Below are 17,737 nucleotides of genomic sequence, written 5' to 3'. Positions count from 1 at the left end.
CAATTATTCGTTTCTTTTTCTTCTTTTCCATACAATAAGGGATGCACCTATTAGCACAAGTGCAAATCCTGCTAGTAAAAGGTTGTACATCGCTGTTGCTGTATTCGGCAGGTGATGTCCGGGTGTGTCCGGGTTTGACCCAGAAGGCTGCTCTGGATGTTCAGGCACCTCTGGCACATGCGGCGGTTCTACCGTTGTGGAGTTTTCAGGTTTGTCTGGTTCGTCAACATTCTCACCCTTCACAACTGCGATATTTTGAATGGTTTTACCTTCATATCCTTTAGCGACCTTCGCTTCAAAAGTAATCGTATGCCAGTCCGTATCTTTGATATCGCCAAATTGACCGGTTACTGTGCCTTTTGTGTAGTCTCCGTTGTCGTCATCTTTTGCATCTGTGACGGCTTGGTCATCTACTTTTAATGATCCTTCGACATATTCAAGACCTTCTGGCAGTTGATCTGCGATCACTAAATCTTTGATGATACTGTCTTCTACACTATTTTTTGTTTTGATGGTGTAAAGGAGAGTGTCACCTACCTGAACTTGTTTTTCATTTGTATTACCTTTTGCTTTTTGAGAGATCTCAGATGTTTTTTCTGATTCAAGCTTTGGATCTCTTGGATCAATTTTTGTTTCGGTTGTCGGCTCATCTGGCGGTGTGTTTTCGCCTGTTACTTTCGCTGTGTTTTGAATACTTTTACCTGATTGGCCTTTAGCGATCTTCGCTTCAAAAGTAATCGTATGCCAGTCCGTGTCTTTGATATCGCCAAATTGACCGGTCACTGTGCCTTTTGTGTAGTCTCCGTTGTCGTCATCTTTTGCATCTGTGACACCTTGTCCATCTATTTTTAATGATCCTTCGACATATTCAAGACCTTCTGGCAGTTGATCTGCGATCACTAAATCTTTAATAACACTGTCTTCTACACTATTTTTTGTTTTGATGGTGTAAAGAAGGGTGTCGCCTACCTGAACTTGTTTTTCATCTTTATTTCCTTCTGCTTTTTGAGAGATCTCAGATGTTTTTTCCGATTCAAGCTTTGGATCTCTTGGATCAATTTTTGTTTCGGTTGTCGGCTCATCTGGTGGTGTGTTTTCGCCTGTTACTTTCGCTGTGTTTTGAATGCTTTTATCCGCTTGGCCTTTAGCGACCTTCGCTTCAAAAGTAACCGTATGCCAGTCCGTGTCTTTGATATCACCAAATTGACCGGTTACTGTGCCTTTTGTGTAGTCTCCGTTGTCATCATCTTTTGCATCTGTGACACCTTGTCCATCTACTTTTAATGATCCTTCGACATATTCAAGACCTTCTGGCAGTTGATCTGCAATGACTAAATCTTTGACGATGCTGTCTTCTTCAAGATTCTTTGTTTTGATCGTATAAAGAAGGGTATCTCCTACCTGTGGTGTCTTTTCATCTGTGTTTCCTTCTGCTTTTTTCTGAATGCTCGCTGCCTTTTCTGATGATAGTTTTGGTTCACGTGGGTAAATTTCTGTTTTCGTAGTTGGATCATCTGGCGGCGTGTTTTCACCTGTTACTTCGGCTGTGTTTTGAATGTCTTGACCAGACTGTCCCTTTTCAACTGTGACTTCAAACGTTACGGTATGCCAGTCCGTGTCCTTCACATCACCAAAATAACCCGTGACCTTTCCATCTGTGTAGTCACCGCTATCGTCGTCTTTCACATCTGTGACGGATTCTCCATCAATTTCAAGAGACCCAGCAACATACTCCAGCCCTTTTGGCAATTGATCTGAGATGACTAGATTTTCAATAAGGCTGTCTTCTATCGTGTTTTTTGTTTTAATCGTATAAAGCAGGGTATCGCCTACTTCTGGATGCTTCTCATCTTTGTTACCTTCTGCTTTTTTCTGCAAGACGGCTGATTTTTCTGATTCAAGCTTTGGATCACGCGGATAGATTTCTGTTTTTGTTGTTGGATCGTCTGGTGGTGTATTTTCACCTGTGACACTCGCTGTATTTTGAATGTCTTTACCAGACTGTCCTTTTTCAACCGTCACTTCAAACGTCACGGTATGCCAATCTGTATCCTGAATGTCACCGAATTGTCCTGATACGGTTCTGTTTGTGACATCCCCATTGTCTTGATCTTGCTCATCTGTCACCGCTTGTCCGTCTACCTCAAGTGAATTCGGCACATATGCTAATCCTTCTGGCAGTTCATCTGAGATCACTAAGTTTTTAACGAGACTGTCTTCTATCGTATTCTTTGTTTTAATCGTATAAAGAAGTGTATCACCGACCTCTGGATGCTTCTCATCTGTATTACCATCTGCTTTTTTCTGCAAGACGGCTGATTTTTCAGAAGTCAGCTTCGGGTCACGAGGATAGATTTCTACATTCGTTGTCGGCTCGTCTGGCGGTGTGTTGCCGCTTGTGACATTGGCTGTATTTTGAATGTCTTTGCCTGCCTGACCTTTTTCAACTGTGACTTCAAATGTCACGGTATGCCATTTCGCATCTTTCACGTCACCGAACGTTCCAGTGACAGTTCCGTCTGTCATATCACCGTTATCATCATCTTTTGCATCTGTGACTGGATTTCCATCTACCTGAAGTGAATTTGGTACATATGATAACCCTTGAGGTAACTTGTCAGAAATCACAAGATCTTCAATGAAGCTGTCTTCAACAGTGTTACGGGCTTGAATGGTATACAGCAATGTGTCGCCTACTTCTGGGTGCTTCTCATCTGTATTACCATCTGCTTTTTTCTGTAAGACCGCTGATTTTTCTGATTCAAGCTTTGGATCACGAGGATAAATTTCTATGTTTGTTGTTGGTTTGTCTGGCGGTGTGTTTTCCCCTTTGACATTTGCTGTATTTTGAATATCTTTGCCAGCTTGACCTTTTGCTACTTTCGCTTCAAATGTCACAGTGTGCCAATCGGTATCTTTCACATCACCTATTTGACCTGTAACAGTGCCGTTTGTATAATCACCTTTGTCTTGATCCTTTGCATCTGTTACGCCTGCGCCATCCACCTTAAGTGAGCCTGGAATATAGGCTAAGCTGCTCGGAAGGTTATCTGATATGATCAGATTTTTAAGAATGCCGAATTGCACCGTATTTTTGGCTCTAATTGTATAAAGCAACGTGTCTCCTACTTCTGGATGCTTCTCATCAGTGTTTCCTTCTGCTTTTTTCTGTAAAGTAACAGACTTTTCTGATTCAAGGTTAGGTGGGAATGGATCAAATTCTGGCTTTACCCGTGATGCTAAGTCGTAAGATAATGAATTACCTGCAATGCCAATATATTTTGTACTTAATGATTTTGCATCAAGTGTAAAAAGAGTAGAATGGCCTATAGATGCATCTTTACCTGATTGTAATAGCATTTGTCCATTTGGCAAAAAGCTAATTCCTCGTACGCCTCCCTCAATAGGTTTACCATCTGCATTTGTGATTGGAATCACTCGAATTACTTCAGCTGTATCAGGATTCATTTGTGCAATGGCGCCACTTCCATTTGATGCGAACCAAAGATAGCCATCCTTATCGACTACAAGGTCTCCGCCAACGCCAGAGCCGATGTCATAGCCGACAATTTTTTTAGACGTTTTTTGACCGGTCGTTAAATCGTATGATCCAAGGAAGTATTCACCACCCGAAGCATAAGAATGTAAATATTTACCTTTGTAGATGACAGCATTCGACGCAGCATACGAACCTCCAGCTAATACGCCTACACTCTGAGCTTGTCCTGTCGTCGGATCTATTTTATAAAGAACAGGTTCTCCAGTTGCTGTCGTCGTTGCATACACAAAATTTTGCTGATCATTAACTGCAACACCGTTGACTAAAGTGCTCGGAATCCCCTTCACCGGCACACTAGCCTTTACGCTGGTTGGATTATTCCCATCAAGCTGATAAAGGGTCATTGGAAGACCTTGGCCACTTTGGCCAATCATGTAGGAATCTGTATTATTGACAACCACCGTTCCAGCGGCTTTCGTAACAGCTGGTGAGACTGTTAATAAATTTCCAGCAATCAGCACCAATATAAGAAATAATTGACTCGTTCTTTTTAATATGTTCATTTTTTGACATCCCCTTTCCATGCTTCAGATCATAATGGTATGTACCAGTTCACCTCCCACACTTTGGTAAAGAATATCAATAATATTTCAAAAGCCTCAACATGACTAAATGACTATTTTCGACAAAAATAGACATTTAGAACTATATACCTCTCAACGATTGATTCGCTTATGTCTTTCCAATAAATTAACCTTTTTCCATCTCAAATTTCATCATCTATCTATCTTTACAAACAGGTCTTATGATGCGAATCACATACAATCCTTTCTATTTAAAGATAAATATTCTTTTATTGGGTGACGATTAATTTTTTGTTAATATATATTGAATTTTTTTCTTTTTTTATTAAAAAAAGGGAATGATTGGTTCGCTTTGTTAAAAAAAACAAGCCGAAAGTCTTGCTGCTTGTTTTGATGTTTTGACTTTTACGATGCGAAAAAATTCTTTTTATAAGTAAGCGATTACAATTGAGCAAAGCCATTTAAAGGGGCGTGGGAGTATGTTACGATTGAATTCGAGTGTTTAAGAAAGAAGGGAAAGCTTTTGAAGCGGGAACATCTTTTACGTTGGTTTTTTTATTTTGTTGGATTAATCGTATTAGCTTTTGGACTATCGCTGACAGTGAAAGGAAAGATTCTTGGGATTGGTCCTTGGGACGCTTTCCACTACGGACTGTTTCAGCATTTTGGACTTACGATTGGACAATGGTCCATCATTATTGGTGCACTGATTGTGACACTAACATCTGTTTTTACGAAATCATTTCCAAAGATCGGCGCATTACTGAACATGGTGCTGATTGGCATGTTTATAGATTTCTTTAATGCGGTATTGCCTGCACCACATGGGTATTTACCCGCTTTATATGTGTTTATTACGGGCGTTGTGGTTTCAGGTTATGGTGTAGGCATTTATGTCTCAGCAAATCTTGGCGCTGGGCCAAGGGATTCACTAATGCTGCTCATCTCAGCGAAAACAGGGTTGAACGTGCAGTGGGTGCGAAATGGCATTGAGTTAACAGTGCTTTTATTTGCATGGATGCTCGGCGGGCCGATTGGCGTTGGCACGATTCTGACGGCTATTTTCACAGGTCTCGTCCTTCGATTCTCCTTGCCGCAATCGACACGGCTCTTGCAGCTGCTTATTACAAAAACAGCAGAGAAACCTGTTCAGACGCTTATCCGATAAGAACAAGCCATTCTACGAAAAGAATGGCTTTTCTTGTGTTGAAAATAATAAACGGAATATTCTATTATTGGAGATGAGACCTCATGCAGCTTTTCCACTATCATTACTGGACACCATTTGTTGAAGAGACCGAGCAGACGTATCGCTTGTTAGGCTTTGAAGTAAAGGCGCGTTTCACAAAGGATGGCTCCTTTCATCCGCCGCTCATATGGGATGATGTTAGAGAAGAGCAGCCGACCTTTCGAATCGTCGAAATGAGAAAGGGACAAATGAATATCACATTCGGTTAAAGTAAAAAAGTCCTTTCTGATCATACAGGCTTAGAATGCAGCGTGGCTTGCTGTCACTTTGTGCTTTGATTGTATAGGATTTCCCTTTTGTACGGCGCTCTCCAATGGTACAATCAATGTAAAAAATTAGAGGTTCATTATGAAGATTTTCGCTATCCAATTACAACATTTAGATGACATCCATGCACGAGAACAAATCGAGCAATTGAAACCCTTTGTTTCAGCTGAAAAGCGTGCTGCGGCTGAGCGTTTTCGCTTTTTGGTCGATGCAAGAAGGACTTTGTTAGGTGAGGTGCTGGTTCGTCAAATGATCCATAGTATGTACGATCTGCCTATTGATCAGATCGTTTTTCAAACAGAGGGCAATGGCAAGCCTGTCGTCCGGCACATTCCTTCTTTTCATTTTAATCTTTCTCACTCTGGTGATTGGGTCGTATGCGCAATAGATGATGCACCCGTTGGTATTGATATTGAGGAGATCAAACCGATTGATCTAGCGATTGCTAAACGATTTTTTTCAGCAGATGAGTATGAAGATTTACTTTCACAACCGGCAGAACGGCAGGAAGCCTACTTCTTTCATTTATGGTCAATGAAGGAGGCCTTTATCAAGCTGACTGGAAAGGGATTATCTTATGGTCTTTCGTCCTTTACAGCCCGCCTGTCAGAGGATGGACAGGCGACGCTTGCATTACCTGATCATGAAGCACCCTGCTTTGTTCAAACATACTCACTCGATCCTGCCTACCAAATGGCGGTGTGTACACGAAAGCCTTCTGCGGCTGAACGTGTAGAGATACTCTCTTGCCGTGATGTGCTGTCTCGTCTTTAATATCGCCCAATTTGCTGAAATGCTGTCTTTAACAAATCGACTCCACGTGTGATTTGTTCTTCTTTCACATGCCAAATGTTCAACTGAAGAATAGAGTCTTTTTGAAAGGTCGACAGATAATGGCGGTCGATTGACTGAATGGAAACAGATGCCTTTTTCAGCTGCTGAATGAGCTGGTTCGTCGGAATTGACCGATCGAGACGTACATGTGTATGAGTAGCTGGCTCCTCTTCTCCTAGTTGATAAGCGATTTGATCGCTTTTCAGGCATGTCACTAGTTGTTTGGATCGGTTGCGATAGGTTGTCTGCATTCTGTCTCGATGCCGTTCAAACATCCCGCTTTTTAAATATATTTCTAAGGCTGCCTGTGACAGCATGGAGCTGTCGATGTCAATGAGCCGTTTGTGTTCGCTAAAAGGTCTAATCAGTTCCTCAGGTAAGACGACCGCTCCTGTTCGAAGTCCTGGAAAGATGATCTTGGAGAAGCTTTTTAAATAAATGACCTTACCCGCCTGATCGTACGAATAGATCGGGTCTCTTTTTGCATCGAATTCTAAATCGGCTATATAATCATCTTCAACGATATAGACATCATATTTCTCGGCAAGAGCTGCAATCGCTCTTTTCTCCAGTTTTGACAAGCTCGTTCCAAGCGGGTTTTGAAATCTTGGCATCGTATAGAAAAAACGAATCTCCTCTTCTCGAAAGATGCGCTCCAATTCCTGAAGGTCAATTCCCTTTTCCGTCCGCTGAATCCCCATCACAGGCAGTTGATTTTTTTCTAAATATTGAAGGTATAGGTGATAGCCTGGCTGTTCGACTAGTATGGTCTGTTTGCCATTCGGAAAAGGGATGGTGCTTAAAATAGATAACGCCAGTTGAATACCAGAAGTCATAACGATCTGTTCTGGATTTGCAAACACTTGATAATCCATTAATCGCTGAGAAATGACTGGTAGCAGCGAGGGTAATCCGTTGGCTGTGCCGTATATAAACAAGTCATTTTGATACAAATCGATCGCTTGGTTAATGCAGTGCTGGAAATCAACATATGGAAACACGACGGGATCAGGTGCAGATGAAGCAAAATCAATCCATGTGCTATCCTGTTTCCCCGCTGACTGCTTCGTTTTCACGACATAATAGCCGCTTCTTTCTACAGAATAAAGCAGATGTTCATGTTCCAATGTGTCTAGTGCTTTGATGACAGTGCTTTTACTCACTGCATATTGAGCCGCCAAACGGCGAATGGAAGGGATCTTCATGCCAGCATTGTATTCACCAGACGTCATCTTCTCTTTTAAGCTGAGAACAAGCTGATCATATTTCCTCACACCACTTCCTCCTTGTACCGGTACAGATATCATGTTCTCTTATTGTACACCTTAGATGATCCGATTACGATAGAAGAACAGAACCGGTCAATTCATCCGAAGCATGCATGCTCGTATAAGGAGTCAAATTGTGGACATTTCAAAACAGAAAGCGTATGCTGCCGCGATAGGCTACGCCACGATCATTGGTTTTTCATTTTTGTTTGTCAAAATTGCATTAGAATCAGCAAACCCGATCGATTTATTGGCACACCGCTTTACAGTTTCTTTTGCAGCCGCACTATTGCTGTATCCATTTTTACGAAAGAAAATCCGCCTCTCCATTCAATGGCGAGATCTTCTCTACATCGTACCGTTTTCCTTGCTTTATCCTGTGTTGTTTTTTGCTTTTCAAGTATGGGGGCTGATGTATACCTCTTCGTCAGAGGCTGGTATTATTCAGGCAACGATTCCTATTCTGACAATGGTGCTTGCCGCGTGGTTTTTAAAGGAACGCGCGACATGGATACAAGTGCTGTTTACCATTCTTTCTGTGTGCGGGGTGATGCTTCTCTTTGTCATGAAGGGAATTGATGTGAAGCATTCACACATGATCGGCTATGGACTGATATTGCTTTCTGCCTTATCATCCAGTGCATACAGTGTATTTGCCCGGGTGATTACACGGCGCTTCCATGTGATTGAACTCACCTTCGTGATGACATTCTTTGGATTTGTCTTCTTCAATGCCACTGCGCTCATCCGGCATTCAGTAAACGGGACAATGCCGCAATTTTTCAGCCCATTTACACAACCATCCTTTGTATGGTCAATGCTCTTTTTAGGCATTCTTTCTTCACTTCTCACGGCATATTTATCAAACTATGCCCTCTCTCAGCTTGAAGCGGCAAAGGTCAGCATCTTTAACAATTTATCTGCGTTTATTACAGTCGCCGCTGGGGTCCTCATTTTACATGAAACAATCGATTGGTATCATCTCATCGGAGGTGTACTGGTCATTGGCGGAGTGATTGGCGGGAATGTGGTGAAAAAGCGGAATTCATAAGAAAAAGCGGTCCCTTTAAGGAGGACCGCTTTCTTTTAAAGTTTCATTAATTGTTGTTTAGCTGCAAGGTCGATCACATGTCTCATCTGTTCTGCGAAGGGCTCGAGGTGTGTGTTGATATACATGTGCCCTCCTTCGAAATTGGTGCGTTCGATGGTTTTTGCCCATGGCAGCCAGCCGTTTGCATCTTGCATGCATTTTTCATCTTGTGTTCCATTGAATAAATAAACAGGTGTTTCGATGATGGATTGATCTTTGTGTTGGAAGGTTTCCAGCGCCTGATAGTCTGCACGTAAGGACGGCGTAAAGTAATCCATCATTGGTTTGTTCTCTAATAATTCCTTTGGAATCCCGCCCATTTCGGCAATATGCTGAACAAATGCTTCATTCGATAAATGGGTCAGGATCTGTCGTTTTGTTTGCGGCGGCTGAATGGCTGAGATCACGACTGCTGCAGGATCAATTCCTTCCTTTTCTAACAGCTGCGTCAGTCTATACACAACGAGTCCTCCCATAGAATGTCCGAACAGGATAAACGGGCGGTTCAAGTTGCCCGAGAGCCCTTCTTTGTATAGCTCAGCCAATCGGTCAATGCTCGTTTCGAGCGGCATGAGATTGGTTCCATGCCCTGGGGGCTCTGCTGCTGTTACTTCGGCAGTGCCTTTTAGCTGTTCAAAAAGCGGGCGGTACGAGGCGGAATAACCGCCTGCAAAAGGAAAACAAATAAGTTGAATAAGATCTGATTTTTTTTCAAAGGTTTTAAATAAATGATTCATACGTTCTTACCCCTTTATCATCGTTTGAAGAATTCGTGCCAGTTCATCCGCCTGCGGCCTTTTCATCATGGTGACATGGTCTCCTTTGATGTGATAATACGAGCACGGTCCTTTCGTATAAGCCTCCCAGTCTGAGAACTTCTTCTGGAAATCAATGGCGTGATCACTGCTTTTTACAATATAAAACGGCACACCGAATGGTTCTTTTTCTAATTCAATGGCTTGTGACATGATTGTATTGTGCGTTTGCATTTGCAAATATTTATCTAAATACTGATCATTCATAAATTGATGAACCACTTCATCCTTTTCTGCCTCTTTGAGTATTTTTTGCTTCACTTCTTGGAAGCTCAGCCCTTGTAATGCTTCTGGCTGAATGCCGACGAGATTCCCCATTCCAAGGACAAGCGCAAGCATTTTCACTTCTTCTTCGTTCATATCCGCATGGAGCGCCTGATCTGCCTCATCTCTTAACACCGGGACCGTATCTAAAATGATGAGTCCTTTCGGCGCTTTTCCTGCATGGCAGAGCCGCTGATTCATTCCGTAGGCAAGGTGCCCGCCCATTGAATGCCCTGCTAGATAGTCAACACCAGGTCGATAGAAGGTCTCAATGGCTTCAACAAATATGGACACAAGCTCTGTGTAATGGAGGAATTGCGGTTCTTCATCCTCATATAAGCCAGGAGACTGCAAGGCGTACACAGCGCCTTGATGTGTCATCAGCTTAGCCACATCGATATAGCCCATTACCGTTCCACCGGCAGGCGGTGCAAAGAAAATCCTCGGCTCGGCTGGATCGCCTTTTTTCAGCTCAATCACGTAGTCCTTTGGAGACCTTTCGACGTGCTCCCCGGCCTCTGGCATTGCATCCACATGTGCGGCTAGCTGAGCCGGTGCTGGATGCATGAAAATCCATTTCGGATCCACACGAATCCCCTGTTCTTTTAATTTGGCAACGGCTTGGATACTCATAATTGAATCACCGCCTAAATCAAAAAATGAGTCATGTATGCCTACTTGTTTGACACCAAGCACGTCCTTGAAAGCTGTGACAATCAACTGCTGTGTTTCGGTGACTGGTTTGTCATCTCCTTGAGAAAGAGAGATCGTTTCTGCCGGGTCTGGCAGTGCTTTTTGATCAACCTTTCCGTTTGTTGTAACTGGCATTTCGTCCAGAACGATAAAGTAACTTGGAATCATGTAGCCTGGCAGGCTTTCCTGTAAAAATGCTTTCCAGCCTGGAACAGGATTCGCTCCGTCTGTGACAAGGTAGGCCGCCAGCCGTTTTGAGCTGCCATACGTTTTGGCGATGACTGTACATTCTTTTACTTGTGGATGCTTGAGGAGAGCTGTCTCTATTTCTCCACATTCAATCCGGTAGCCTCTAATTTTCACGAGGTTGTCTTTTCGGCCGAGATATTCAATGGTGCCATCTGAACGCCATGTACCAAGATCACCTGAACGATATAGCCTGTCTCCCCCTAGTTCAGGGAATGGATTGTCTATAAACCGTTCATGCGTCCGCTCTGGATCATGAAGGTAGCCTTTTGCGAGCCCTGTGCCGCCGATATAAATTTCTCCTTTGACGCCTGCTGGCACTGGGTTAAGCGCATCATCTAGTATGACGACAGTTGAATTCGATACTGGGACACCAATCGGAACTGACCTTGCTCCCTCTGGCATGTGCGTGACTTGATGTGTTGTGGCTAAGGTCGTGTTTTCTGTTGGGCCGTAAGCATTGATGAGTACACCCTCCATATGCGGCAATGCCTTTCGTGCATGCTCACTGGACATCGCTTCTCCGCCAACGAGTAATGTGCGGTAGCCTGCTACACTTTTTGGATCGTGCTCCACCAGCCGATTGAATAAAGCGGTTGGCAGACAGTTGGCTGTCACTTGATGCACTTTGATCAGCCGTGATAATTCATCCATATTCAGTGCGGCATATTTCGGAATCAGAATGAGCTGACCGCCATTCAGCAGCATTCCCCACAACTCAAATGTAAAGGCATCAAAAGCATAGTTTGAGAGCTGAAGCATCTTATCATCTGGACCTAGTTTCATATAGTTTGTTTCTCGAACCAGACGGACGACTCCTGCATGGGGGAGCATGACGCCTTTTGGTGTACCTGTTGAGCCTGATGTATAGTTGACATAGGCTAACTGTTCTTCTCCAATGATTGATTGTTCTCTTTGATACACTGCATCTGTTACTGGTAATGGCTTGTCCATCTCAATCTTTGTACCTGTAAAGTCTACTAGACGCTCTATTAAATGAGACTGAGTGATGATCACATCACTTTGCGTATCGCGAACAATGAGGCGGATTCGCGCATCTGGATATTCTGGTGACATTGGAACATATGCAGCACCAGATTTGATGACGCCAAGCACTGAGACAATCATGTCAAAGGAACGATCAAAAAGCATCGGTACAAGTGAACCTAGTCCAACTCCTTTTGACTGCAAGTAAGCAGCAAGCTGTGTTGCCTTCTCATCCAACTCTTGATACGTCATGTGCTCTTCCAAATAAGACAAGGCAATGCGGTGCGGATCACGCTGTACCTGTTCTTCAAACAGCTCTTGAATGGTCCGTTTTGGATATGGCGTAGCCGTTTGGTTTTTCCCTATGATCATCGCAGCCTGTTCCGCTTTGTCCATTAAGCAATAATTAGAAAATGTACGTTCAGGCTGAGCCGTCATACCATCTAGCAGATGAAGATAATAATTCATATAACGATGAATGGTCTCTTGATCAAATAAATCTGTATTGTATTCCACATGGATCGACAGCTGATCCCCCTGTTCAAATACATGCAGGGTGAGATCAAATTTAGACACTGTATGATGGACCATCACATGTTCACTTGTCAGCCCTTTGAGATTGACATGGAGTGAATCTGTTACATAACCCATCGCCACTTGGAAAATAGGCGATCGACTTAAATCTCTATCTAACGAAAGATCATCGACAAGCTTGTCAAATGGATAACGCTGATGCTCGAAGGCTTTTAACGTCATCTCTTTCACGTTTTCCATGACATCAGCAAACGTATCTGCTGTGGAGATATCCTGTCTCAGCGCGAGTGTATTCACAAACATTCCAACAAGCTTCTCTGATTGCTTGGCACCTCGCCCTGCGATCGGCGAACCAATGATGATATCTGTCTGTCCTGACAGCTTGTGAAGCAGGACGTAGTACGCCGACAGCATCGTCATGAACAGCGTTGTGCCCTGCTGCTTGGACAAAGCCTGCAAACGGCGGATAAGCGTATCTTCCAAGACAATTTGCTCTGTAGCGCCGTTAAATGTTTGAACTGGCGGACGAGGACGGTCAAACGGCAGCTCTAACACCGGAAGATCACCTTGTAAATGATCGAGCCAATAGGCTTGGTCTACTTGATGATGCATTACTTGCTCATTTTCCCAATGAACATAATCTGTCCACTCAATTTCCAGTGCTGGGAGCTGCGGCGCTTCATCTGCAAGCAGCCCGTCATATGCCACTTCTAACTCCTGAATGAGCAGACTGAGCGACCATGCATCTGAAATGATATGGTGCTGCGCGCAAAGAAGATAAAATTCTTCATTGCCCATATCCACAATCGTCCACTGCGCAAGAGGCCCTCTTTCTAAATCATAAATGCGGTTCGCTTCTTGCTGAATAAGCTGATTGAGTCTTCTCGTTCTTGTTTTTTCATTAAATAATGAGAAGTTCGCAACTGTGACGGATGGCGGTAGGTCTTCACGTATCAGTTGAACCGGCTTGCCGCCAAGCGATTGAAAGGTTGCACGCAGTGCTTCATGACGTTTCGTTAAGAGACCAATCGCTTTTGTTAACGCTTGAATGTGCAGTTGTCCTGTCAGCTTCCAAGCACCTAATATATTGTAATGATGGCTCTTTTCTAATGTGGATAAGAACCAAATACGCTTCTGAGCATGTGACAGCTCATAGCTTGTTCGCTTTTCCAGCTTTGGAATATTGGCTTCCTGAACAGCCGGTGCCTCTTTGATGTCATCCACCATTTGCGCCAAATGTGCCAGATGCTTGCTTTCAAATAATATTTTTAAAGGCGCCTTGATTGAAAACTCATGATTGATCCGAGAAATGGTTTGAGTCGCCTTTAATGAATGTCCGCCAAGGTCAAAGAATTGATCCTCTTTGTACACACGATCAACGTCTAAAATGTCCTCCCATATGGCAGCAAGCATTTGCTCTGTTTTCGTTTCAGGCAATTGTTTTTCAAGAGGTTGTCCATTTTTGTGATGATTCAGCTTAAGGGCTTCATGATCAATAGAGCCATCTAGTTTTTTCGGTATTTCCTGTACTTGCTGAATATCCCAATCACCTTTTGTTCCACCTGCAATATCTTCAACATGCACTTCTTTGCCAGACCGAACCGTGTAAAAAAGCTTTTTCTCAAAAGTCGGTATTGGCGCTGGCTGAAGATACGCTGCGATTTCTGGATTGGCTCCATCTAGTCCGATAAATAGATGCGCTTCATTCAGCCGAGCACCTAGACATAATGAATGGAGACCTTGCTTCTTTCCAATCAATTGAAATCCCTTGCGGACGGTAAGGGCTGCGCCGGTATGCCCCTTAGACAAACCGAGATTATCCCACATACTAAAGTTTAAAGAGATCGCCCGTCTTCCTTCTTGAAAGGTGAGCGTGTGCGCAAGCCCATCTAAAAAGCTGTTGGCCGCAGAGTAAGCTCCGAATGTTGTACCGCCAAAAAAGCCATTTACTGATCCAAAAAAGACGAGTGGTACTGCCGGGTCATGCTTGAAGGCTTCCTGCAGGACAAACGCTCCATCTGCTTTCCCTGACAGTTCCTTTGTAAAATCCTCTTCTGACGTATGCGCCAATGAATACTTATCTGTATGCTGAAAATGCTCAGACACATTGCCAGCACCGGCTAAATGCAGCACACCCCGGATGGATTGACCAAAATGTTTTTCTGCTTTGTAAATCGCTCGCTCCACGTCAGCTAAATCGGTCACGTCCGCTTGCACATAGATGACGCCACCAAGGTCTTTTAGCTGTGAGAACGCTTCTTTCTTTTCCAAGCTGTCTTCCAGAGAAGTCCTTCCAATCAATACAAGCTTTAGGCCAAATTGGAGCATCTGCTTAGATAGTTCAAACCCAATACCGCCGAGTCCTCCGGTCAGCAAATAAAGACCTTCATATTCTAAAAACCCTTCTGTTTGAGGTGCTTTCATCATATCGACTTTTTCCAGCTTTGATACGAGCCTGTGCCCTTTTCGGTATGCCACCTCTGCTTTTATATGAATCGCCGACAGCTCATTAGCAATGTGCTTTGCATCCTGTTCCACTTGCTCCGCTTCAATATCAATATGGGACACCTCTGCTCCTTCCCATTCTTGCGGGATGGTTTTTAATAAGCCAACGAGCGACGTTTTCTCCACATGGAGATCGTCTTCAGGTCTTACATATTGACCACCCTTTGTCACTACAACAAGCCGGACTGGCTCTTTGTTTTCTTGCCTCCATGCTTGATACAAGTACAAAATCGATTGATTGGACCTCGCGTGCATTTCTGTGAACTGCGCAGGCTCAACAATGGCTTCTTTGTCTGTCACATTCCACAAATGGAGTATGCACCCTGTCTTTAATTCATCTGCTTCAAGTGCTGCAGCGAGCCTGACATAATCCCCCTTGATTCTCGGGTTCATCTGGTACATCCCTTTGGACAGACGCAAAAATTCATGTCCTTTTTTCACAGAAACATAGGGCTGATTTCTTTGTTCCAATTGGGCGTAAAGTGATTGGTAAAGCCCTTTTTCATCCTCGAAAACGAGTACATGATCAGCAGCAGGCTGAGACAGACCAATATGTTCCTTTGCCCAAGTGCGTTTGAAAAACCAATCTGGTAGTGTTTGTTCATTTTCAGAAGCAAGATCCAGTGCCCTTTCAATGTCACGGAATACCCCTTCTTTTAGCGCCGCGCCTAACTGAGCACGTTGGATCTTTCCACTTTCTGTTTTCGGAAATTGGTCTTTTTTCACTGGAATGATGTGATCGGGCTCTATGCCAATTTTACGAATAATGGCCTCTCTAATCTGCTGAATCATCGTGATTTGTTCTTCTAGCGATTCCTTTTGTGTGACAAAGAAGACGGCAAGCGTGTCGTTGCTTGATTCGGGATTGTAGATGCCGTACGCAGCGGCAAAGGTGACTTCCACCCCGTATACCTCTTCCACAACTGCTTCAATTTCGTAATTCAAATAGTTGGCTCCGTTGATGACGATGATGTCCTTTTCCCGGCCCGTCAGAACAAGACGCCCTTCGTGGATAAATCCTAAATCCCCCGTGTGAAACCAGCCATTTTCCGCAAATACCTCTTGATTGGCTTCCTCATTTTGATGATACCCCATCATAATCGTCGGACTCTTCACCTGTAAGCGGCCGACCTGATCTTCTGGCAGCACATGATGATGCTCGTCTACAATCCGAATCCATACAGACGGAATCGGTGCGCCGACTTCTGTAAACGTCATTTTGTGCGGATGATCTTGCGCCACGTATTGAATGTCACCTGTTAACGAGGTCTGATCAATCGTCAGTTGTCCATCCTGATCACCATGCCGCATGAATTTCTTTGATTGAACAATGGCTGAGGATGTTTCAGACATGCCGTACGCCGGCACCATCGCATGATGGCTTAATCCGTGCTGACCCATCATATGCATGAAGCGCTGCGTCACTTTTGGCACAACCGCTTCGGCTGCATTCATGATATAAGTCAGTGTGGAGAGATCCCAGCTCCCCTTGCGAATGTCGTCCTCATATTCATTCATCATCGCAAAAGCAAAATTCGGTGCCCATGTCCTTGTGACGCCGTATGTTTCAACCCAATCCAGCCACACCATCGGCCGCTCGATAAATTGATCGATGGATGGACTAATCTGCTGGCAGCCAAGGTAGACATCATGCACATGAAACATGACAATGCCTCCTACATGATCAAGCGGCATCCAGTTAAGCGACACATCCTCATGCGTAAAGCCATTTGTCTGCTCAAAGGAGATGATTCGAGATAAAATACTTTGATGGTTGTGACGAATACACTTTGGCACACCCGTACTTCCTGAAGAGAGCAGCTGAAGCACAGGCTCATCTGGCTCTGGCTCATAATGCTGTTCATCCGGTTCACACGCAAGCAATGTTTCTACTGTTAAAATAGGTATTTCTTTTGCCTCAAATGTCTCACGCAGCCCAGCAATGTCCTCAGCACTTGCTTCATTCGTAATAATGAACGGTTCATTTTGCAGCTGAAACACGCCCTTGAGCTTGTTCACTCCTTGATTCATCTCATCATAAACAGGCGGCACAGAGACTGGGGTCGGAATGATGCCACCGAGAATACAGCCCCAAAACACAGTGATGAAATCGTGATGATCTTTCAATTGAAGTAACACTTGATCGCCGTTTGTCAGCCCTGCTTTCCTTAAACCAGACAGAACCCGTTCTGCGTTTGTGAGTAACTCAGGATAGGTTTGGGTCAACGTGCGCCCGCCTTCTTTGATATAGATCACCCCGCGGTCAGGTGACATAAAGGCTGATCGAATCAACACCTCTGTCAGTGTGACAGGTGTGCCTGTTTTTTTGATGACATCCCCGCCATACACAAGTGCAGGCGTCTTTTCATGAGCGGATGCTTGCTTTGTTTCGCCCTCTTCATCCTTCGAGATCGATACGTTCCCTTGCGCACGCTGCCGATTAGGAAACAGATCATCTAGGTGATAAGGCGTTTGTTTTTCTGTCTGACTTTCAATGAGAGCAGCCACTTCCTCTACTCCATCTATAGCTTTCGTACGATCTTCTATCTTTCTCAAACTCTCTTCATCAATGATGTCAATCGAAAGCAGTGCTTCTGTATCGACCGCTCCACTTTCTGCCCTTGGCAAGGAAGGCAATAAGACGAGAGCGGCTGGCACTTCATCAGGGTGAAGCGCGCCTGTCATCAGATCCTCTCTTGTTAGCGAAGGGACCTTCGCCTGTGCAAATAGCACAAGCGAGAGGCTTCCTTCTTCATTTTTCTTCGGGATGAGTGCACATTCCTTTAGCGGAAAATGAAGCATCATGACCTGTTCTAATGCTTTGAGATCGATTCGTTTTCCGTTGATTCTGACGATATGATTTGCTGCATGTCCTTTTTTTCTACTCATTAACATCGTTCTT

Annotated in this window: 8 protein-coding genes; 4 read left to right on the top strand and 4 right to left on the bottom strand. The window is 44.0% G+C overall.

Features of this window, described 5'->3' with window-relative positions:
- Positions 1–3 precede the first annotated feature (3 nt).
- Positions 4–4,062: an isopeptide-forming domain-containing fimbrial protein gene (locus MHI33_RS02420; protein ID WP_340908829.1), complete on the bottom strand. Its 4,059-nt coding sequence runs from the start codon at positions 4,060–4,062 to the stop codon at positions 4–6.
- A 544-nt stretch (positions 4,063–4,606) separates the two neighbouring features.
- Here MHI33_RS02420 and MHI33_RS02415 point away from each other — a divergent pair.
- The 3 genes from MHI33_RS02415 to MHI33_RS02405 all read left to right on the top strand — a co-directional run bounded on the left by MHI33_RS02415 (position 4,607) and on the right by MHI33_RS02405 (position 6,373).
- A complete protein-coding gene (locus MHI33_RS02415) occupies positions 4,607–5,251 on the top strand; it encodes a YczE/YyaS/YitT family protein (RefSeq protein ID WP_044140485.1) in 645 nt (214 codons plus the stop codon).
- Positions 5,252–5,334: 83 nt separating this feature from the next.
- Positions 5,335–5,541 (top strand): hypothetical protein, encoded by a 207-nt coding sequence (locus MHI33_RS02410; RefSeq protein WP_268507463.1) that lies wholly within the window; start codon positions 5,335–5,337, stop codon positions 5,539–5,541.
- A gap of 139 nt (positions 5,542–5,680) precedes the next feature.
- Positions 5,681–6,373, top strand: a complete 693-nt coding sequence (locus MHI33_RS02405; RefSeq protein WP_268507461.1) for a 4'-phosphopantetheinyl transferase family protein — start codon at positions 5,681–5,683, stop codon at positions 6,371–6,373.
- Here the strand turns inward: MHI33_RS02405 and MHI33_RS02400 are convergent.
- Positions 6,370–7,707 (bottom strand): aminotransferase-like domain-containing protein, encoded by a 1,338-nt coding sequence (locus MHI33_RS02400; RefSeq protein ID WP_268453420.1) that lies wholly within the window; start codon positions 7,705–7,707, stop codon positions 6,370–6,372. The two genes, MHI33_RS02405 and MHI33_RS02400, sit on opposite strands and share 4 nt — an antisense overlap.
- Before the next feature lie 127 nt (positions 7,708–7,834).
- On the opposite strand from MHI33_RS02400, the gene MHI33_RS02395 reads away from it, so the two are divergent.
- Positions 7,835–8,752: a DMT family transporter gene (locus MHI33_RS02395; protein ID WP_372706119.1), complete on the top strand. Its 918-nt coding sequence runs from the start codon at positions 7,835–7,837 to the stop codon at positions 8,750–8,752.
- 35 nt (positions 8,753–8,787) lie between these two features.
- On the opposite strand, the gene MHI33_RS02390 is transcribed toward MHI33_RS02395, so the two are convergent.
- Both MHI33_RS02390 and MHI33_RS02385 read right to left on the bottom strand, forming a co-directional pair.
- Complete coding sequence (locus MHI33_RS02390; protein WP_065098784.1) at positions 8,788–9,528, bottom strand: thioesterase II family protein; 741 nt, start codon at positions 9,526–9,528, stop codon at positions 8,788–8,790.
- A 6-nt stretch (positions 9,529–9,534) separates the two neighbouring features.
- Positions 9,535–17,730 (bottom strand): amino acid adenylation domain-containing protein, encoded by an 8,196-nt coding sequence (locus MHI33_RS02385; RefSeq protein WP_340908810.1) that lies wholly within the window; start codon positions 17,728–17,730, stop codon positions 9,535–9,537.
- Positions 17,731–17,737: the final 7 nt, after the last annotated feature.

This window comes from Bacillus sp. FSL K6-2971 (assembly GCF_038006405.1).
GTDB classification, from domain to species: Bacteria; Bacillota; Bacilli; order Bacillales; family Bacillaceae; genus Bacillus; species Bacillus pumilus.
The sequence above is the reverse complement of the archived record's forward strand: the minus strand, read 5'-3'. Positions and strand labels throughout refer to the sequence as shown.